The organism is Sphingobacterium sp. GQ94, from assembly GCF_059758715.1.
Genome location: NZ_JCAXEC010000009.1, coordinates 59,085 through 78,828, shown reverse-complemented (window position 1 = coordinate 78,828; position 19,744 = coordinate 59,085). Strand labels below are relative to the sequence as shown.

Annotated in this window: 16 protein-coding genes; 7 read left to right on the top strand and 9 right to left on the bottom strand. The window is 36.3% G+C overall.

The annotated features are described in order from the left end of the window. Position 1: 1 nt before the first annotated feature. From AC6CHH_RS09965 to AC6CHH_RS09950, 4 genes are all read right to left on the bottom strand, one after another. Positions 2-763, bottom strand: a complete 762-nt coding sequence (locus AC6CHH_RS09965) for a peptidylprolyl isomerase (RefSeq protein WP_498282351.1) — start codon at positions 761-763, stop codon at positions 2-4. Then, positions 764-1,114, bottom strand: coding sequence for a hypothetical protein (locus AC6CHH_RS09960; protein ID WP_498282349.1), 351 nt, complete (start codon positions 1,112-1,114; stop codon positions 764-766). A 15-nt stretch (positions 1,115-1,129) separates the two neighbouring features. Continuing rightward, positions 1,130-1,567, bottom strand: a complete 438-nt coding sequence (locus tag AC6CHH_RS09955) for a low molecular weight protein-tyrosine-phosphatase (protein WP_498282347.1) — start codon at positions 1,565-1,567, stop codon at positions 1,130-1,132. Between the two features lie 146 nt (positions 1,568-1,713). Further along, a complete protein-coding gene (locus AC6CHH_RS09950) occupies positions 1,714-3,252 on the bottom strand; it encodes a Do family serine endopeptidase (protein ID WP_498282345.1) in 1,539 nt (512 codons plus the stop codon). A gap of 200 nt (positions 3,253-3,452) precedes the next feature. Between AC6CHH_RS09950 and dapF the strand changes: the two genes are divergently transcribed. Both dapF and AC6CHH_RS09940 read left to right on the top strand, forming a co-directional pair. Beyond that, on the top strand, positions 3,453-4,238 hold the full coding sequence (gene dapF / locus AC6CHH_RS09945) for a diaminopimelate epimerase (protein ID WP_498282343.1): 786 nt from the start codon (positions 3,453-3,455) through the stop codon (positions 4,236-4,238). A 74-nt stretch (positions 4,239-4,312) separates the two neighbouring features. Beyond that, positions 4,313-7,192 (top strand): DEAD/DEAH box helicase, encoded by a 2,880-nt coding sequence (locus tag AC6CHH_RS09940; protein ID WP_498282341.1) that lies wholly within the window; start codon positions 4,313-4,315, stop codon positions 7,190-7,192. A 64-nt stretch (positions 7,193-7,256) separates the two neighbouring features. On the opposite strand, the gene AC6CHH_RS09935 is transcribed toward AC6CHH_RS09940, so the two are convergent. Beyond that, positions 7,257-8,123 (bottom strand): sugar phosphate isomerase/epimerase family protein, encoded by an 867-nt coding sequence (locus AC6CHH_RS09935; RefSeq protein WP_498282339.1) that lies wholly within the window; start codon positions 8,121-8,123, stop codon positions 7,257-7,259. A gap of 25 nt (positions 8,124-8,148) precedes the next feature. Then, positions 8,149-9,678: a glutamate--tRNA ligase gene (gene gltX / locus AC6CHH_RS09930; RefSeq protein WP_498282337.1), complete on the bottom strand. Its 1,530-nt coding sequence runs from the start codon at positions 9,676-9,678 to the stop codon at positions 8,149-8,151. A gap of 80 nt (positions 9,679-9,758) precedes the next feature. Here gltX and AC6CHH_RS09925 point away from each other — a divergent pair, with 80 nt between their 5' ends. The 5 genes from AC6CHH_RS09925 (at position 9,759) to AC6CHH_RS09905 (ending at position 14,328) form a co-directional block, all read left to right on the top strand. Continuing rightward, positions 9,759-10,994: a sensor histidine kinase gene (locus AC6CHH_RS09925; protein ID WP_498282335.1), complete on the top strand. Its 1,236-nt coding sequence runs from the start codon at positions 9,759-9,761 to the stop codon at positions 10,992-10,994. Continuing rightward, complete coding sequence (locus tag AC6CHH_RS09920) at positions 10,975-11,511, top strand: DinB family protein (protein WP_498282333.1); 537 nt, start codon at positions 10,975-10,977, stop codon at positions 11,509-11,511. Before AC6CHH_RS09925 ends, AC6CHH_RS09920 begins: the two co-directional genes overlap by 20 nt. Next, positions 11,498-11,926, top strand: a complete 429-nt coding sequence (locus AC6CHH_RS09915; RefSeq protein WP_498282331.1) for a hotdog fold thioesterase — start codon at positions 11,498-11,500, stop codon at positions 11,924-11,926. Before AC6CHH_RS09920 ends, AC6CHH_RS09915 begins: the two co-directional genes overlap by 14 nt. 192 nt (positions 11,927-12,118) lie before the next feature. Then, complete coding sequence (locus tag AC6CHH_RS09910) at positions 12,119-13,393, top strand: sugar MFS transporter (RefSeq protein WP_498282329.1); 1,275 nt, start codon at positions 12,119-12,121, stop codon at positions 13,391-13,393. 86 nt (positions 13,394-13,479) lie between these two features. Beyond that, positions 13,480-14,328 carry a DUF2911 domain-containing protein gene (locus AC6CHH_RS09905; protein ID WP_498282327.1) on the top strand — a complete coding sequence of 283 codons (849 nt, stop codon included), beginning with the start codon at positions 13,480-13,482 and terminating at the stop codon, positions 14,326-14,328. A 200-nt stretch (positions 14,329-14,528) separates the two neighbouring features. On the opposite strand, the gene AC6CHH_RS09900 is transcribed toward AC6CHH_RS09905, so the two are convergent. Genes AC6CHH_RS09900 through AC6CHH_RS09890 form a run of 3 tightly spaced genes read right to left on the bottom strand, consistent with a single transcriptional unit; the run spans position 14,529 to position 19,719 of the window. Then, positions 14,529-16,637: an alpha-L-fucosidase gene (locus AC6CHH_RS09900; RefSeq protein ID WP_498282325.1), complete on the bottom strand. Its 2,109-nt coding sequence runs from the start codon at positions 16,635-16,637 to the stop codon at positions 14,529-14,531. Positions 16,638-16,696: 59 nt separating this feature from the next. Then, positions 16,697-18,043 carry an alpha-L-fucosidase gene (locus tag AC6CHH_RS09895; RefSeq protein ID WP_498282323.1) on the bottom strand — a complete coding sequence of 449 codons (1,347 nt, stop codon included), beginning with the start codon at positions 18,041-18,043 and terminating at the stop codon, positions 16,697-16,699. 2 nt (positions 18,044-18,045) lie between these two features. Next, positions 18,046-19,719 (bottom strand): RagB/SusD family nutrient uptake outer membrane protein, encoded by a 1,674-nt coding sequence (locus AC6CHH_RS09890; protein ID WP_498282321.1) that lies wholly within the window; start codon positions 19,717-19,719, stop codon positions 18,046-18,048. Positions 19,720-19,744: the final 25 nt, after the last annotated feature.

Below are 19,744 nucleotides of genomic sequence, written 5' to 3'. Positions count from 1 at the left end.
GTTAAGGCAATTTATACACTCTGGATTTAAATGAATCAAACAATTTAGTGAATATTCCCTTTTTCGGAGGTAAACCTTCTAGTTTACGTTCAAAATCTAAAGCCTCTCTTCTATCCAAGACCTTCAGCGCAAAACGCTCATCTTGAAGAGGTCTGTCATTATCATCGGTTTTTACTCTTGCTATTTCATCTATAAAATCTATTCCTTCAATCAATTCTCCGAAGACGGTGTAATCCCCATCCAAATGCGGAGTACCTCCAATTGTAGAATAAACTTCTCTTTGCAATGGAGTTAATTTTACACCTTTAAATCGAAACTTTTCTAGTGAATCCAAAGCTGACTGGCTAAACACTCGTCCCTGAACAAAATAAAATTGGGATGCAGAAGATTCCTTAGCCGGATTATTATCTCTAGCGGCACCTATTGAACCTTTTTTGTGAATTAAATCGGTCAAGATTTCTGCAGGAATCTTATAGTCGGGTCCCCCATTCCCTAGTTGCTGTCTGCTTCCAGCATACCTAGAATCAGGATCTCCTCCTTGGATCATGAAATTTTCTATTACCCGGTGAAACAACAAAGAATCATAATAGCCCTCTCGTACAAGTTTGACAAAATTATCCCTATGTTTACGTGTTTGATTATACAATTTTAAAACACCGTCCCCTTTATTAGTATGCACTATGACATAATAATGTTGAGGTGTTTGCGCATGAAGATTGGATGAACCAAAAATCAAGATTATTAATAGACTAACTATTCTCATCTATGAAACAAAATTTAACTCTTCGAAATAATCTACAATTAAGGACTTCATGATAAGCTCCTGTTCCATTAACGTGTAATTAGGAATTGGTTTTTTTAATTCCCAATGTGGCCAACCTTGTTCATCAAGACCACTTAATTCATAGAACCCTAAGCTGCTAAACAAGCGGCAATTTGCGATATGCATTAACTCTTCTTTTTCCCTTTTTGAAAAGGTACCTGGTCCCTTGCCAAGTTCTTGTACACCGATAAGAAATAACATCACTTTCATATCAGGAATGTCCGTATCGAAGCTCTCAGCAATTACTTTCTGAAGATTATTCCACTTTTTATTTATTTCTGCTGGTTGCATATTTTCTATTCTTAATTAATTTTTCCATTCCGCAATGAATTCTTCACAGCGTTTCTCAATTAGCTTGTAAACTGGTAAAAACAGGTTGGAATCGTGAAAAGGATCTGGAACTATATCCTCCGGCAAAAACAAAGATACTTTATCGCGATCTTCTTGATTATTCGCCATTTGGATCACATCAGAATAATTTTGATGATCCATGACCAATATTCGATCAAATTTTGTAAAAAAGCTAGCGTTAAATAATTGAGCCCTTTGATTAGAAATATCAATTCCGTGCTCTTTTGCCACTTGAATAGATCTTTTATCCGGGGCATGACCAACATGCCAATCGCCTGTACCTGCTGAATCGATTTCCCAGGGTAATCCAGCATCCTTTGTCATCCTCTCCAGGATGCCATGAGCTAAAGGAGAACGACAAATATTCCCTAAACACACTATGAGTATTTTCATGATTTCAAAGATAACATATATTTGAAAATCTTATCAGTTAAGGGCACAAAACTTACATAAGTTAAATAATGACGCGCAAAAAACATAAGAATAAAAATGGGGCGTTCTTTTCGAAGCGCCCCATTTGGAGATTACATTATTTGAATTTAATACTTCAATGGTACATTTAACTCAAGTGTGCTTCCTTTTTCAGGAACGCCTGTAATACGAACAATATTTCTTTGTGTATTTCCTAAGGCTGCCTCTACATCATCCACATTGTTTACTGGCTTTCCATTTACATGGGTAATCACCAGCCCTCTTTCTACACCAAAATATTCAAATATTCCACCTCTATGAACTTGAGAAACAACCACTCCAGAATTTATTCCTAAATTTTTCTTGGTTCCCGCACTGGCAGGGGCAAAACTAGCACCTAGTTTATTGAATATTTCAGTTGCCGAAGCACTTGATCCTTCTTCCTCTGCTTTCTTTTTTGTCTCTTCACCTTTTAGGGTAATGGTGACATCTTTTTCTTTACCATTACGCTCATAAGTAAGTTTCACTTTATCACCTGGCCTTAAACGTGCAATATGTTCTTGAAGTACTGGTGAACCATATATCACCTGGCCTTCAATTTTCTTCAAGATATCACCTGGTTTAATCCCAGCCTCTTCAGCTGCTCCACCTTTCACAACATCTCGAACAAATAAACCATTTACATCATCGATTCCTTCTTCTTTACGAACCCTTTCATCGATTTCGTTAAATGTTACACCGATGTATCCACGTTTTACGCTTCCAAATTCTTTAAAGTCATCCAAAATTTTCTTTGCTAGGGTAATTGGAATAGCAAATCCGTAACCTGCATAAGTACCTGTTGGTGATGCAATTGCCGAATTAATTCCAATTAACTCACCTTTGGTATTGACTAATGCTCCACCACTATTTCCTCGGTTAATTACAGCATCTGTCTGTAGAAATGACTCCACTGCATTGCTAATCATCTGTTCCTGCTGCCCGTAACCACCTTGGCGTTGTGCTGGTTCATCCAAAATACCAATACGACGTCCCTTTGCGCTGATGATACCAGCAGTGACTGTAGACTGTAGACCAAGTGGATAACCTACCGCTAAAACCCATTCTCCAATTTGTACGGCATCTGAATTCCCTAATTTTACCATTGGTAAATTAGAACCATTCACTTTTAATAAAGCCAGGTCAAAATTGGGATCACGACCAATTACCTTAGCTTCAAATCTCCTCTTGTCAGTCAGAATCACCTCAATTTTATCAGCATCTTCCACGACATGGTTATTTGTCACAATATATCCGTCTGTGGATATAATTACTCCGGAACCTGATGCTGTTCTTGGAGCTTGCTGACCGCGTCTTTGTTGTGGTAAACCAAAAAAATCATCAAACATGTCAAATGGAGATTGCCCTCCACCTTGTGCCTGACGGCCGCTCATTGTTACAGTGATATGAACCACACCTGGTGAAACCGCAGCGGCGGCTTGAGTAAAATCTGGGTTGCCTGAAGAAGAAACTAAAGATCCTGCCTCAGGGTTACTTGCATAATATACTTTCTGACGTTCCTCGAACGTCATATTATCCATCTTTTTGTTTTCAAAGAGCTTAAATCCCCCAATGGCGATGGCACCTCCTACAATGGCTATTAATAATGTTGTTCCTATTTTTTTCATATACTTTATTGAATAATCTAACAATTACTTTAATTTCATACTTGATTAGATCAAATGTAAGACCATTCAGAACCTAGTCGCAAGTTTTGTCAGTTAAATTATGTTAACACGAAGTGGTCAGGAGAACCTTTTAACAAGATTTAACAATCTCGCTGTTAATTGTAACAAAAATATTAAATTTACAGAACTTTTTTAATAAAATGAGTACAGAAATAAACTTTTTCAAATACCAAGGAGCAGGCAACGATTTCATCCTTATCGACGATAGAAATTCAGTATTTGACACAAATAATAACGATTTAATTAAACAATTATGTGATCGTAGATTTGGAATTGGTGGTGATGGATTAATGTTGCTTCAGTCAAAAAATAATTTTGATTTCCAAATGCTTTACTATAATGCAGACGGAAATGAAGGAACCATGTGCGGAAATGGTGGACGATGCATAGTTGCTTTTGCCAGAGATTTGAACATTATCAGAAAAGACACTGTCTTTTTGGCAGTAGACGGCTCTCACACCGCAACTATCCAGGATAACCAAGTTAACCTAGGAATGATTGATGTCTCTGAGTTCAATAGAGATGGTCAGGCTTACGTATTAAACACCGGTTCGCCACATTATGTCACCTTCACAGATGACTTAGAAAAAATGGATGTCTATGGAGAAGGTTACGCTATACGGAATAATGCAACTTACAAAGAGAAAGGCATCAATGTAAACTTTATCCAAACAGAAAGTGAAGGGTATTTTGTAAGAACATTTGAACGCGGTGTTGAAAATGAAACCTATGCTTGTGGAACTGGCGCAGTAGCCTCAGCGATGAGTGTGGCGATCCAGAGCAAAAAGGATGGTGATTTCAACATTCCAATTCGCGTACTCGGTGGACAATTACAGGTATCATTTCACAAACAAGGTGACAGATTCACCGATGTTATTCTATCTGGACCAGCAATTCAAGTTTTCCAGGGTAAAATTATTATTTAGCAATTCTTATATCAGAAATTAGAGGAAAAGAGCGAATAAATGTATATTAGTAGCTTTTTCTAGTGAAAATTTCAATGCAAAAGCCAGTCACTTCTTCATTTAGATTAGTTTACTCTTTGGGCAAGCATCCTTATTTAGGATATCTAATTGAACCACATATCGTTTATTTAAACCCTAATGGCTCATATTCGTTGTCCTATAAACGAATTTTTAGTAATACAGCTGATGAATTTGCAGAGGTTCTAGATCTAACAGATTATAAATTGATCAAATTAGCAGATGAAATAGAACAAACCTATTTGATAAAAAAATTTCACAAAAAAGTAATCAGACCGGCAGACTACTTCTCCCAAATATTTGATCAAAAAACTCATGATTACATCAGGGGTAAGATCGAGCAAAACCTTTTAAGAATTTTAAGCGAAATTGGAGATAAGCCTCTTTTTCTAATGAGCAAAGATGGCTATCCTGCAGAGCAAGAGTTAAAGATTGCTCCAAAACCTACTTCTGTCCTTTTTCATTTTAGAAGGAACGAAACGGAAACACGCTACTTTCCAACACTAAAGTATGATGGAAATAGAATGGAATTTATGTTCAAAAATGCTGAGATCATAATTAATCAACAAGCATGGTTGTTGCTGGACAATACTCTTTATCATTTTGAACAGGAACTCGAAGGTAAAAAGTTGACTCCATTTCTAAATAAAAGATTTATATCTATCCCCCGAAATACAGAAAAAAAATATTTCGAAACATTTGTAACCAGCTTAATTGAAAAACACAATGTTTATGCTGAAGGCTTAGATATCATTACATTCAAAGAACAAGCTAAACCGCAACTTAGGATCATTAATTCGCCTGAACAACAAACACAAATACAGGTATATTTCCAATACGGAGAATATTTTTTCCCATCTAGCGGACTAAAACCTTTAACAGTACGCTATGTATACGATGAACAGAGCAATCGACATCAATTCTTTCGAATTAAGCGCTCCATACAGTGGGAAAAAGCGAAGGCCGAGCTCTTGATTCAGATGGGATTAAAAAAAACAGACGCAATGTTTGATACCTATACTGTAAATACAGCGGAGACGACAAATAAAGTATCAGTTATTGAGTGGATTAACGAGAACATTATAGAACTTCATGATAATGGATTTGAAATTATTCAGGATCCAAATCAGAAAATCTACCAAGTTGGCAAAACCACCTTGAGTATCGAAGTTGATGAAAAGAATGATTGGTTTGACATCAAGGCAATTGTTCGATTTGGAGATTTTGAGATTCCGTTCATTGCCCTTAGAGAAAATATTCTTAATCGAGTTCAAGAATTTGAGTTACCAAATGGCCAAATAGCCATTATCCCTCTGGAATGGTTCTCGCAATATGAACATCTATTTCAATTTTCTACAAAAAAAGATAATCTGCGCTTAAGCAAAACTCATGTAGGATTATTAAGTGATATTACAGAAAACACGCAGGTAAGTTTACAAAGGAAATTAAACAAGCTAGGTGAATTTAATCAAATCGCAGAAATTCCATCGCCAGATAAATTCAATGGTTCTTTACGCCCTTATCAGAAAGCTGGATATAATTGGTTTCATTTTCTTCAAGAGTTTCGGTTTGGCGGTTTATTAGCGGATGATATGGGACTAGGTAAAACTGTTCAAACGCTAGCGCTTCTACAAAACCAGAAAGAAAAGAAAACAAAAGATGAACACGCGAACACTTCACTGCTAATTGTACCAACCTCCTTAATTTTCAACTGGCAAAAAGAAGCCGAAAAATTTGTGCCAGATTTAAGGATATTGCTCCACACAGGAACCAATAGAAGCAAAGATAATTTTGCTTTCACTCATTATGATTTAATCATTACAACATACGGAATTTCAAGAGTCGACGAAGAATTATTAAGTTCCTACTTTTTCAACTATATTATTTTAGATGAAAGTCAAAATATAAAAAACCCAAGATCTAAATCATTTGCTGCAATAAGACACATCAAAGGAATGCATAAATTGGCTCTAAGTGGGACTCCAATAGAAAATTCTGTTGCCGATATTTGGTCACAAATGCAATTCGTAAATCCTGGTCTATTAGGAAGCTACACTTATTTCCAAAAAGAGTTTGTCCAAGCTATCGAAAAGAAAAAAGATGAAGAAAAAGCACATAAATTGCAAGCGATTATTAAACCATTCGTGTTACGCAGAACAAAGACTCAGGTTGCAACTGAATTACCTCCGAAATCGGAGCAAATTTTCTATTGCAGCATGACAGAGGAGCAACAGGAATACTACGAAACAGTAAAATCGGAATACAGAAACGCAATCATGGATGGTGCTTTTTCAGGAAAAGCATCTCAGATTGCTTTGCTTCAGGGCTTGACCAAACTTAGGCAATTGGCCAATCATCCATTGATGATTGACGAGGGATATAAAGATGGTTCAGGTAAATTCGATGCGGCAATTGAAACAATGCATTCTATCTTAAAAGAAGGGAACAAAGTGTTGATTTTTTCTCAGTTTGTAAAACATTTACAAATCTTTAAAGATTATTTAATAAAACATCAACTGAATTTCTCCTATTTAGATGGTGCAACTATTGATAGAAATACCGCAGTAAAATCCTTTAAAGAACGTGCAGACATTCAAGTATTCTTAATTTCTATTAAAGCAGGTGGGGTGGGATTAAATTTAACAGAGGCTGATTATGTTTTTATACTTGATCCATGGTGGAATCCAGCAGTAGAATTACAGGCCATAGATAGAAGTCATCGAATTGGACAAAAGAAAAATGTATTTATTTATAAATTTATAGCTAAAGATACGATCGAAGAAAAGATATTAGCCTTACAAGGAATGAAAAAATCTATCGCAACCTCTTTGATTACAACAGAGGAATCCTTTGTGAAATCTTTAACAAAATCCGACATTAACGAACTTTTTACTTAGAATAAAAAAAACGTAGAGAAGATTTCCTCCTCTACGCTTAATGTGTTTTATTTATGGGATAGTGTTAAAGTGCCGATCTAAAGTTTTCTGCACTCACTTTCACATCATTCATATTGTTTTTCCAATTATATTCATATTCAGCGGAAATCATCCCTTTAAATTTTTGACGTTTTAACTCTTTCTGAATTGCTTTCATTCCTAATTTTCCCGTCCCCCAATGCACATCATGAGCTTTTTTATCACCGAATTCGTTCAAATCTTTAAAGTGTAAATGATATAACCGTCCTTCCACTTTCTTTAAACTCTCTAATGGATTTAAACCTGAGCGCATCCAGTGCCCAACATCAGCTGCCACTCCTAGTCTTTTACTTTTCCCCTGAATTGCTTTAAGAACAATTTCTGGATCCCAATAATGGGAAGGCTTTGGGTGGTTATGAATTGCCAGACGAATATCATATTTATCGCAAAGGTCAGAAATGTAATTTAATTGGTCTTCAGCGGGCTCAGATGTAATCACCTTAATGCCCAAATCTTTTGCAAACTGAAACACCTTTTCCCATTCAGCTTCATCTTTTGCACCAACAACACCATACGCATATAAAGTAATCCCCTTTTCTTTTAACATTTTTTTTACACGCTCTCTTCCTTCAGTAGAAAGTTCATACGTCATTTTATCGGAACTTCCGGCAGTAACGGCTTGACCTGGGAAAGCCTCAACATAACGCAATCCAGCGCTATCAATTCTATCTAACGCCTCGGCAAATGAGAAAAGACGAAAGGTATAGGCTTGTGAACCAAGTTTCCATCCCAATTTTTCTTCAACAGAAGAGGATTTGGAACTTTGGGCAACACTTTTCTGAACTGAACAAACAGAGATTAATAAGACAGAAATAGTTAAACAACTAGTGAAAAAATTAGTTATACGTTTCATATAAATGGATTTAGATTTGATTCTATTAACTTTCAAATTTTGGTGATGCTAATCTAATTCGTTCAACAACCTCATCTTTTCCTAATAGCTCAGCAATTTTAAAGACATCTGGTCCAAATTTACCCCCTACAAGCATAATTCGGAATGGCATCATCAGTTCCCCCATCTTCATTCCGGATTCAACAATTTTATTTTTGAATAAGGGTTCTAAGGTCTCAGCGCTCCATTCCACTTGGGCATTAAATATATCTGCAATCTGTTCAAAAAACATTGATTTATCTGTATTCCATTTAGGTTTAACAGCATCTACATCATATTTTTCAGGTTTTTGAAAGAAGAAAGAAGCTTGATCCCAAAAATCTTCAACGTAAGTTAATCTTTCTTTGACTAAATCAAGAATGGAATTTATAAAATTGTCCGAGAAATCCGCAGTTGATTGACCATAATGAGTTAAAACAGCTCTTACTTTAGGTAAGAAATCAATATTTGAACTTCGTTTGATCCATTCTTGATTGAACCATTTGGCTTTTTCAAAATCAAATTTAGCTCCAGCTTTACTGATTCTGTCAACTGAGAATTTTTGAATTAATTCATCAAGACTAAAGATCTCTTTTTCTGTTCCGTCATTCCAACCCAACATAGCCAACATATTGACAAATGCTTCAGGCAAAAATCCGCGTTCACGAAAGCCTGTTGTCGTTTCTTCTGTTTTTGGATCTTTCCAATTCATTGCAAACACAGGAAAGCCCAAACGCTCTCCATCACGTTTACTTAATTTTCCTTTGCCATCTGGCTTTAATATTAGGGGTAAGTGAGCCCATTCCGGCATCTCATTCTTCCAACCTAAATATTCCCAAAGCAACACATGAACCGGAGCTGAAGGAAGCCACTCTTCACCTCTAAATACATGCGATATTTCCATTGCCTTATCATCAACCACAACAGCCAAATGGTAAGTTGGCATACCGTCAGCTTTCAAAAGAACTTTATCATCTACTAAATTTGTTTCAAAAGTAACTCGTCCACGTATCATATCATCGAAAGAGACTACACCTTCTTCTGGCATCTTAATGCGAATAGTGTGCGGTGTATTGTTATCTAATAACTCCTTGGTTTCCCCTTCAGACAAACTCAATGAATTTCTTAAATTCATCCGATTATCATGTGCATAACGAAAGTTTGGATGAATTTTGCGTTGTTCATCCAATTCTTGAGCAGTATCGAAGGCGTAATAAGCATAACCTTTCGTGATTAGCTCCTCTGCGAATTTCCGGTATGATGATTTACGTTCACTTTGGCGATAAGGGCCGAATGTACCTCCATTGCTCGGACTCTCATCAGGATTTAAACCACACCATTTGAGACATTCCATTATATATTCTTCTGCCCCTGGCACAAAACGAGTTTGATCGGTATCTTCAACACGAAGGATAAAATCTCCTTGATGATGTTTTGCAAATAGATAATTAAACAAAGCGGTTCTTACACCGCCTAAATGTAATCCGCCAGTAGGACTTGGCGCAAAACGTACCCTTACTTTTTTATGTAAACTCATAGCAGCAAAATTAAGCATTTCTTACATTTGTTTCTTGAACCAAAAGGAAAATGATTACTTTGGATTGATTTTTAAAAATTATGAAACAACATCCATATCAATACAACAAACAGAAATGGAAGTTTTTTTTGTTTTTATTTGCAGCACTTATTGCGGCTGTTTCTCTTCTGTATACAAACTATCTTGTTAAAAGTCTTTCCAAATCTGAACGAACTAAAGCTCAAGTTTGGGCAATCAGTACGCAGAGCATAGTAACTATGCCTGATGTTGACGATCAATTTATAAGCTTTATATATGCAGTAAGAGACAGTTTAAGCCTTCCTGCCATTATTACCAAAGAAGATGGGGAGATAATTTTTTGGAGAGATTTAGACAGCACCAAAACCAATATCCACCCATCAACCCAGATGGATACTTCTTCAAAAATAGAGTTTGATCCCATCTATTTTGAGAATCATCTGGCAAAAATGAAGAAATCACATCCACCAATTCAAATTTCCTTAGATACAGGAGAGAAATGGTTCGTTTATTATCATGATTCTAAAGCGTTAAATCAATTGCGGATATTCCCTTATTTACAGCTTTCCTTAATAGCAATATTTTTGATTATAGCCTATTCCGTATTTAATTCTATACGAAATTCTGAACAAAATCTAGTTTGGGTGGGAATGGCTAAGGAAGCTGCACATCAATTAGGAACCCCCATTTCTTCATTATTAGGTTGGCTAGAATTAGCACGTGTTACCTATAAAGGACAAGGAGATGAATTAATTAATGAGATGGAAAGAGACGTGAACAGGCTTGAGATTGTTGCCGATCGATTTTCTAAAATTGGATCTACTCCTTCTCTCTCCAATTTAATTGTATATTCGTTAATTGAGGATTATGTTAACTATTTCAAAATCCGCACCAGTAAACGAATTACGTTTGATTTAACGGGTGATCAACACGTGGAAGCGATGTTGAATGTTCAGGTTTTCGATTGGATAATCGAAAACTTATTAAAAAATGCAGTCAATGCAATTGAAGCAGAAGGAAAAATAACCATCAACATTTCTGAAAACATTGCAAAAGAAGAAATTTTTATAGACATTAGTGACACAGGACGGGGTATTCCAAGATCTAATTGGGAAACTGTTTTTCAACCTGGATTTACAACTAGGCAACGAGGATGGGGTCTAGGATTAAGTTTGACCAAAAGAATGGTCTTTTATCATCGAGGACAAATTTTTGTAAAAGAATCTGAAATAGGAAAAGGTACGACATTTAGAATTGTCTTAAAAAGTAATTTACGCTATGAACCCACTCAAATCTGACGAATATCCAGCAATTTTTAATGACTATATTGAAACTGTGACAGGTGATATAATGCAAGAATTAGAAGAGCAAATTGTCTCCTTTCCCAAATTTATCAACTCAATACCTGAGACCTTAGGAGATTTTTCCTATGCACAGGATAAATGGACAATTAAAGAGGTTTTGTGTCACATAATCGATGCAGAACGCATAATGACTTATCGAGCTCTTCGTTTTTCACGAAATGATATGACGGCATTGGCTCCATTTGAACAGGATGAATTTGTTGCTAATGGACGTCACAATGATAGACGCATTAGTGAGATTGCAGAAGAATTTATGCATTTGCGAAAGGCAAACATGTATTTATTCAATTCTTTTGATCAAACCGAATTAAATAGAAAAGGAATGGCTTCTGATCGTTTAATTTCGGTACGAGCATTACTATACATCATTGCTGGACATTTGAATCATCATGTTCTACTTTTAAAAGCAAGATATTTAAAGGATCAAATTAAGAATAATGATGTGGTTTAGAGCATATACACTCCAAGAAGTTAATGAACTTTTCAAGATTAACATGACCGGCTTTTTGGGAATTAAGGCAATTTCAATCGATCAGGAACAGATCGTGGCTGAAATGCCTATTTCCGAAAGAGTGAAACAACCTTATGGCTTATTACACGGAGGAGCTTCTGTTGTATTGGCCGAATCCGTTGGAAGTATTGCTTCTAATATGCTAATTGATTCTGAGTATTTTGCAGGCGTGGGGTTGGAAGTGAATGCAAATCATATTCGACCTGTAACAAAAGGAATTGTTACCGCCACATGTAAACCTTATCATATAGGGAAAACTACTCATGTGTGGGATATTCAGATTCATAACGAACGCAAACAACTAGTTTGTATTTCCAGATTAACAATAGCCATTATAAAAAAACCAACCATTTAAAAAATAAATTAATCGCCAATCATGTGCTAATTTGTAAGTGCGCCTGATAAACGTTAACCCTAAGAAATCCCAGATTGGCCCAATATTTTAAAATCTATGCAATCGATTGACATTCAATTTATCCTTTCAAATATGAAATTATTTTATTAGCCTTGTGATCATCTAAATTTAAAAAATCCATCAATCAATTTTATGAATAATCAAAATAACCAATCAACCGTAGGACCTATGATTATCATCGCGTCCTTGTTCTTTATTTTCGGCTTTGTCACCTGGCTTAACTCCTTATTAATTCCATATTTGAGAATAGCCTGCGAATTGTCAGAAATTCAATCGTACTTTGTTACATTCGCATTTTATATTGCCTACTTAGTTATGGCACCGGTTTCTACCTGGGTCCTTAATCGTTTTGGTTTTAAAAACGGTATGGCTGTATCCTTAGGGATCATGGCTGTTGGTGCATTGTGTTTTATTCCAGCAGCATATTCTAGAACGTATATTTTATTTTTAGCAGGTCTATTTATCATGGGAGGGGGGTTAGCTATCTTACAGACTGCATCTAATCCATATATTACAATTATTGGACCTGTAGAAACAGCGGCAAAACGGATAAGTATTCTGGGAATCTGCAATAAATTAGCTGGAGCAATTGCTACCACCCTTTTCGGCTATCTACTTAAAGTAGATGAGGTCGATAAACTTCAACAAGAAATAAAAAACCTAAGTGCAGAAGAATTTACAAGTGCATTAGATAAAATGGCTTTAGAGGTAGTTAATCCTTATATAGGTATCATTGTTGTTTTATTGATTTTAGCTTTTTGGGTATCCAAATCGAACTTACCAAATGTTAAAGGCGATGGAGAAGAAAATGAAGAAGAAAAGGCATTGTCAAATACTAAACAAAGCATTTTTGATTTTCCACACGTATTATTAGGATTTGTAGCTTTATTCCTATACGTTGGTGTAGAGGTTTTAGCTGGTGATACAATTATAGCCTATGGCACTTACCTAAATATCCCATTAGCTACGTCTAAATTTTTCCCATGGATTACCATGTTATCAATGGTAGCCGGATATATTGTTGGAATTATAGCGATTCCTAAGTACTTCTCACAGGAGAAGGCATTAAAAGTCTGTGCGATTTTAGGTTTAATTTTGACAATTGGTATTGTGTTTACAGATGGTATCGTGTCCTTGACTTTGGTAGGTCTATTGGGTCTGGCAAATTCTTTAGTTTGGCCAGCTATTTGGCCTTTGGCTCTTAAAGGAGTTGGTAAATTTACGAGTGCAGCATCTGGGATTCTAGTTATGGGTATTGCCGGAGGGGCAGTCATTCCTTTATTATATGGCTCGATTTCCCATTCTGTTGGCGCCCACCAGGCGTATTGGATAGCGTTCCCTTGTTATTTATTTATTTTATATTATGCCATAAGTGGACATAAAGTTAAAAAAAAATATAGCGCATAAACAAAAAACAAATGCAGTTAGCTCGCTAACTGCATTTGTTTTTTGAATGCTGTTTGGTATATTCGAAAAATTCAAGTGAAATGATCATGAAAAAAATTGCATTAACATTCTTTGTAGCTTCAGCTTTGTTCTTTAGCAATCAATCAGCACAAGGACAAGAAAAAATATTCCCCCCTGTTAGTAGTACACAATTTATCTTACAGGACTTAGGTATTTCTCAGGTAAGTATTATCTATCAAAGACCAAGTATGAAGGGAAGAACCATTTTCGGAGGGCTCGTTCCTTACGATCAAATATGGCGCACAGGAGCTAACAATGCAACTAATATCACCTTTCAGAATGAAGTAAAGATTGAGGGCCAGACCTTGGCAGCTGGAACTTACGCATTGTTCACATTGCCTGGAAAAAATGAATGGACCATTATTTTCAATAAAAATGCAAAACAATGGGGTGCATACACTTACGAAAAGGCTGATGATGTCCTGCGTGTTAAAGTTAAACCTGAGCAGTTAAGTCAAAACGTGGAATCTTTTACAATCAGCTTTGATCAAGTAAATGACCAATCTATGCTTACTTCCTTAGCTTGGGAGAAAACTAAAGTTACCTTCTTAATTGAAGTGGATCAGCAAGAAGAAATTCTAGCGGCAATCGATGAAGCAATGAAAGGGGAAAATCAACCCTTCTTCCAAGCTGCTCAATATTATTACAATCACGATTTAGATATTAAAAAAGCAGTTGAATGGGTTGTACAGGCAGACAAGGGTAATAAAAAAGCCCCACACATAAAATACTGGAAGTCTTTAATATTAACAAAGGCCGGTGATAAACCGGGAGCAGAAAAGGCAGCATTAGAAGGTATAGCGATGGCTAAATCATTGGACAATAGCGAGTATATAAAACTGAATACTAAAGCGTTAGAAGCTACCAAAAAATAAAAGAAAGTCAAAAACCAAGGCTTCCCAGCCTTGGTTTTTATTTTTTGCTGGGTATTACCTTACCCTCTAATTGATTCCAACTATTTCAATATTTCGTAATCTATATAGTCAAAAAAGCCAATATGTTTTGTTTGATTTCAAGCATATTCTCGCCCCCTAAGAGTGTTATACAATTAAGCTGGTACCCATTTCTTCAATAGCTAATCCACTCTTACTCCAATTTCGGCAATGGATAAACCATCTATTTTTCCATCTGCTTGGGAAAGCGATTCTAGCTTAATAAAACGAGCCTTCTGCTTTTTATTTAACTCAACAATCTGTTTAACCGGGTTGTTCTTTATATTCCCAAAAACTCCGTTATCAACAACTTTATTCCAGTTAGAACCGTCCTTGCTTACATAGAAATTATACTTATAAATGTTTCTACTGAGATCACCATCAACAACAGGAGTATAGGTAAAGCTGTTAATTTCTAATTCCTCACCCATATCAATTAAAATTTGAGGGAAATTCACGGCCCCTTTAACAACAAAAGAAGTGTTCGAATTACCATCAAATGCATTTTCAGCTTTATAGTCACCCACTGCTTGGTGATTTTCTACTACCGTCCACTTAGCAACCGAAACATCAAATTCAGTTGCAACCACATCACTAGATTCCGCACCATTATTTATAAATGCTCTAGCCTTTACAAGTCCGCCCTTTCTAAAGTCAAATAGTTCATTGAATTTCTTAGAGTTAAACGTTGGATCCGTTCCATCTAAAGTATATGTGATAATTGGATCCGGGCTATCGGTTTTGATAGAAATACTTCCGCCTTTAGTTCTGGACACTACAGGAGTTTCAATGACTTCAGAAGCCTTGTAAGCCTGAATACTGGAAAGAATTGGTGCGGCATTTGCTTCTATATTAATTCTCATCTTGCTTGTCCAAATTGTTGGAAAAATCAAAATTCTCTTATAGCCAATCGTTGTTTGCTTTTCGAGGGAAACAAATTCTTTGCCGTCCCAATACTCTACAGTGAAGGCCTTGATGCGTTGTCCTAACGGGATGTACTCTTGCAGAACCAATCGATTTACCTCGATCTGTTCGATAAAATCTAGTGTCAGAGTAGCATTCTTAATTCCATCATCAACAGTCCAATAGCTATCGTAATCACTATCAGTTAGGTTATGAGAACCATACTTTTTAACATTTCCTCGTGTATTGGAAGCAAGTACTTCTTTACCTTTTGCAAGATCCGTTTTAAATGTAGCGTCTATGACCTTTTTAAATTCCATTAATCTTGTTGAGTCTGTGGGATGAATCAATCCATTACGATTAACCGGGACATTCAATAATAAATTGGCATTGCGACCTATCGAAGCATAATAAATCTTTAAAAGATGTCCTAAACTCTTAACTTTATCGTCTGTTTTCGGGCTATAAAACCATCCAGGTCGGATAGAAACATCAGCTTCGCCTGGAATCCAGCTTTCTCCATTCTCATCGCCGGTATTAAGTACCGTCTGACTTGGGGCATCTTTGCCCATCCCAAAACCTGTTGTATTCAACGTGCTCCAATTGGTTTGCCCCGCAATACCCGATTCATTCCCGATCCAACGTGCCCCCGGACCAATATCGCTAAATATAACTGTATTTGGTTGATGCTTATAAACCACACTTCTAAATAAAGACCAATCATATTCTTGTCGTTTTCCATTAGGTCCCTCACCATTGGCTCCATCAAACCATTGCTCATACACTTCACCGTAATTAGATAATACTTCTTCTAATGTGTTTGCAAAAACCTGATTGTATTCAGGGGTACCATAATCTGGATGGTTTTGATCCCAAGGTGATAGGTACACTCCGAACTTCAAACCATACTCTTTACACGCTTCTGAAAGTTCTTCTAATACGTCTCCTTTCCCATCTTTCCATGGACTTTCTCGCACAGTATGTGTACTGTATTTACTTGGCCATAAACAAAAACCATCATGGTGTTTCGCAGTAATAATGATAGCTTTCATTCCAGCCTCCTTGGCAGTCCTAGCCCACTGTCTTGCATCCAAGTTCGTAGGGTTAAATACCTTCGGATCTTCCTTTCCATCTCCCCATTCCTTATCTGTAAATGTGTTTGGTCCAAAATGGATAAACATATAGTATTCCATTTTTTGCCATTCTATCTGATTTTTATTTGGGATCACACCATATGGTACCGGAGGTAAAATATTCTGCGCATAGCTATGGAATGAGCTAAAGAACACGAATAAAAATATAGCTGTACCTTTTTTCCTAAGGACAGTAGTCCAAATCTTATTTACCATTTAATATTTTTCTAAAATAGATATCCTGATTAATACACTTTTTTCTTAAATCTCTTCTCCTAATTATTATATGCAGAAAAACTTTTAATAGTAGGCGATCCTTTACTTTCAATAATTTTCAATCTGATTTTTGAGGTGTTTACCTTATTAAAAGTTTGAATTCGTTTATGTCCGATCGATTTTCCGGAACAAATAGAAACCCATGTACCGGCTATCATAGCTTCAATAACGTAATTTCGCACTTTTTCACCCTGCCTTATATCCTCACTGATTATGATTTGATTGACATCTCTTTCTGTTCGTAGATCTAAAAGGATTAAACTATCCTTTTTAGATTCGACGGACATTAAAGGATTACTTGTTCTATTATGTAAAACTTTACCAAATTCTTCTAATCTAGCTACATCTTCCTTTGGAACTAAACCACTGGTATCCACTACGATTCCTAACAACATGTTAGAGTTTCTACCCACACTTGTGTAATAAGATTCTAATAATTGTTCAACAGAAAGCAGTTCTTGTCCTTTTTCTTTCCAGAACCAGCCTCCTTGCCAACCATTTCTTAACGGAAAATCAGCCTCCCCAGGGCACCAAATTTCACCATCGGGATTTCCGCTCAGGCCTTCTATTTCAATCGTTCCTGTTGCTGAAGTTGTAAAGTCAGCTTTACTCCAATTTGGATAAGGGGCTCTCCCTTCTTCATTTCCAATCCATCTAATCAAATTCTCTGCATCACTTGGACCCTGAAAAACAATTGCATCTGGCTGTAGTTTCTTTAATAAAGGCGCAAGGTTAGGACCTCCATCCTTCACAGGCAGAACCCCTCCATCAAACCATATCTCGAATAATTTACCATAGTTAGACCACAATTCTTTAAGTTGTGTTTCAACAATTTGATTATACTGCTCTTGCGTTATAGGACTTCCCTTTTGTACTTTCCCTGGATTATCTACATGCAGATATCCATTTGCTGAAGCACTTGCATATATTCCTGGTTTAAGTCCATATTTTTTACATGATTTTATAAATTCTTGAACTAGGTCTCCTTTTCCTTCCTTCCAAGGTGAGGCGCTAATGTTATAGTCATGTGCCTTGGTTGGCCATAAGCTAAAACCTGATCCATGTTTAGCTACCAGTATAGCATATTTAGCACCTGCCGATTTTGCAGATCTAATCCATTGATCTGTGTCCAGCATGCTTGGATTAAATACTGAGGCTGGTGGATGAGATCCCCAATTTCTCCAGTTATAATCAGGCACATAGTTTACAACATCAAAATGGAACAATGCTCCAATTTCAGCTTCTGCCCATTCTACTTGAGCAGCTGAGGGCAATATTTCTTTTTGTTGAGCTTTGACAAGGAAACTCAACAAAAAGAAATAAACAACAAATAAATACTTAATCATAATTATTCCCAACCGGGGTTTTGTCCTAAACTAGGGTTCAAACTAATCTCTTCTAATGGAATTGGGTATAAGTACATCTTATCGTCCCAAGTCCGGTACTCAATATTAGGATAAATCTGGATATAAGAATCATCATTTATAACAATTCCATTAACCTGAGAAGCAGGGTATTGAGCCTTCAGAGCCGGTGTTAACTTCATCCCTAAAATGGTCGCTGGATCATCAATTCTTTTACCTGCTTTCCATCGCAATAAATCATCAAATCGGAAACCCTCATCTGCCAATTCTACCCTTCTCTCTCTTCTTATCTCATCAATGAGCACAGGCAAATCAGGGAAATCTGAATCGGGATCTTTTACCAAGGTAGAAATTTCTAAATGGGGCATTCCCACTCTATCTCTTAATAAATTAATACTTTTATCAATATCACTTTGAGTAACTTCTCCTAGTTCAGCTTTTGCTTCTGCATATATAAGTAATGTTTCCGCATAACGAAAAATAAAAAAATCAAGAGTAGATTGATTCGCTTGCCACATCGCAGGATCTGAGCTTCTGCCTTTTATCAATTGATAACCAGTATTAGCAGTATTAGTCCCGATTCTGGGTAAATCAATGATATCTTTTGTCCCATCACTATTTTCAAGTAATACAAACCCTTTAGTTGCTATAGTCTGATACGACCGAGGGTCACGATTAGCGAATTCACTCTCTGGAGTATCATCTCCTTTATACAAGTTGCTAATACTTATTGGTTTTCCATCGGTACAAAGATAAGCATCGACGAAATCTTTACTGTAACCTGTTCCAGATTCTCCCAAAGTTCTGCTTATCCCATTCATTAAAATACTTTGCAAATAGCGTCTTGGAAGAATCGCTTCAGGATTAGCGTTTAGCTCTTGTTGAATAAACAGATTATAATAATCACTTTCTGGATCACCTGTAGAATAAAGTGCATATTTTCCAGATTTCATAATTAACTCTGCAGCATTTAAAGCTTCACGTAAATACTTCTCACTATCCTGCTGTCCAAAGTATTTTCTTCTGGTTCCCTCCCACAAGCATATCCTGGCTTTCAATGCTGCCGCAGCATACTTATGTAACCTACCTACACTTGTATTATTATCTGAGGGTATGTGTTCAACAGCAAAATTTAAATCTGCTAATACAGAATCCATCACAGTAAGTCGATTCGTTCTTGGTGCATACAATTCTTCACTCTCGGCTGTCAGATCCTTACTATACCACGGAACATCACCATATCGTTTTGAAAGTCCCCAATAAAATAATGCCCTAAACAAACGGACCTCTCCAGCATATTGATCTTTAATCTCCTGAGAAGCATCTGCATTTTTGTATCGCTGTAAAAAATAGTTTACATTACGAATATTCACCCAATTATAGCTGTCATCTGTAGTTGGCACAACATACTGACCAGATAAAAAAGTATTACGACTGTTTGGCACCTTGTCGTCAGATTGATTATCCTGTATAAAGTTCTGGGCAGGTAATGAAGTGTAAAATTGATTTGCATATAATTGCAAATCATTTTCATTCTTAAAAAAAGTAGGTTCTGCTATAGCAGACAATGGTAATTTATCCAAGAAATCACTCTTCTTACATCCTCCAAAAAGTACTGAAAGAAAAAAAATGCCTAAAATTATATTAAAAGTTCTCATTTCATGTTTACTAATAAGTGAACAA

What these genes read in the sequence shown, in the direction of transcription:
- AC6CHH_RS09965 (WP_498282351.1), bottom strand. Translation starts at nt 763, where the DNA reads ATGAGAATAGTTAGTCTATTAATAATCTTGATTTTTGGTTCATCCAAT.
- AC6CHH_RS09890 (WP_498282321.1), bottom strand. Translation starts at nt 19,719, where the DNA reads ATGAGAACTTTTAATATAATTTTAGGCATTTTTTTTCTTTCAGTACTT.
- AC6CHH_RS09940 (WP_498282341.1), top strand. Translation starts at nt 4,313, where the DNA reads ATGCAAAAGCCAGTCACTTCTTCATTTAGATTAGTTTACTCTTTGGGC.
- AC6CHH_RS09950 (WP_498282345.1), bottom strand. Translation starts at nt 3,252, where the DNA reads ATGAAAAAAATAGGAACAACATTATTAATAGCCATTGTAGGAGGTGCC.
- AC6CHH_RS09920 (WP_498282333.1), top strand. Translation starts at nt 10,975, where the DNA reads ATGAACCCACTCAAATCTGACGAATATCCAGCAATTTTTAATGACTAT.
- AC6CHH_RS09955 (WP_498282347.1), bottom strand. Translation starts at nt 1,567, where the DNA reads ATGAAAATACTCATAGTGTGTTTAGGGAATATTTGTCGTTCTCCTTTA.
- AC6CHH_RS09915 (WP_498282331.1), top strand. Translation starts at nt 11,498, where the DNA reads ATGATGTGGTTTAGAGCATATACACTCCAAGAAGTTAATGAACTTTTC.
- AC6CHH_RS09925 (WP_498282335.1), top strand. Translation starts at nt 9,759, where the DNA reads ATGAAACAACATCCATATCAATACAACAAACAGAAATGGAAGTTTTTT.
- AC6CHH_RS09900 (WP_498282325.1), bottom strand. Translation starts at nt 16,637, where the DNA reads ATGGTAAATAAGATTTGGACTACTGTCCTTAGGAAAAAAGGTACAGCT.
- dapF (WP_498282343.1), top strand. Translation starts at nt 3,453, where the DNA reads ATGAGTACAGAAATAAACTTTTTCAAATACCAAGGAGCAGGCAACGAT.
- AC6CHH_RS09960 (WP_498282349.1), bottom strand. Translation starts at nt 1,114, where the DNA reads ATGCAACCAGCAGAAATAAATAAAAAGTGGAATAATCTTCAGAAAGTA.
- AC6CHH_RS09910 (WP_498282329.1), top strand. Translation starts at nt 12,119, where the DNA reads ATGAATAATCAAAATAACCAATCAACCGTAGGACCTATGATTATCATC.
- AC6CHH_RS09895 (WP_498282323.1), bottom strand. Translation starts at nt 18,043, where the DNA reads ATGATTAAGTATTTATTTGTTGTTTATTTCTTTTTGTTGAGTTTCCTT.
- AC6CHH_RS09935 (WP_498282339.1), bottom strand. Translation starts at nt 8,123, where the DNA reads ATGAAACGTATAACTAATTTTTTCACTAGTTGTTTAACTATTTCTGTC.
- AC6CHH_RS09905 (WP_498282327.1), top strand. Translation starts at nt 13,480, where the DNA reads ATGAAAAAAATTGCATTAACATTCTTTGTAGCTTCAGCTTTGTTCTTT.
- gltX (WP_498282337.1), bottom strand. Translation starts at nt 9,678, where the DNA reads ATGAGTTTACATAAAAAAGTAAGGGTACGTTTTGCGCCAAGTCCTACT.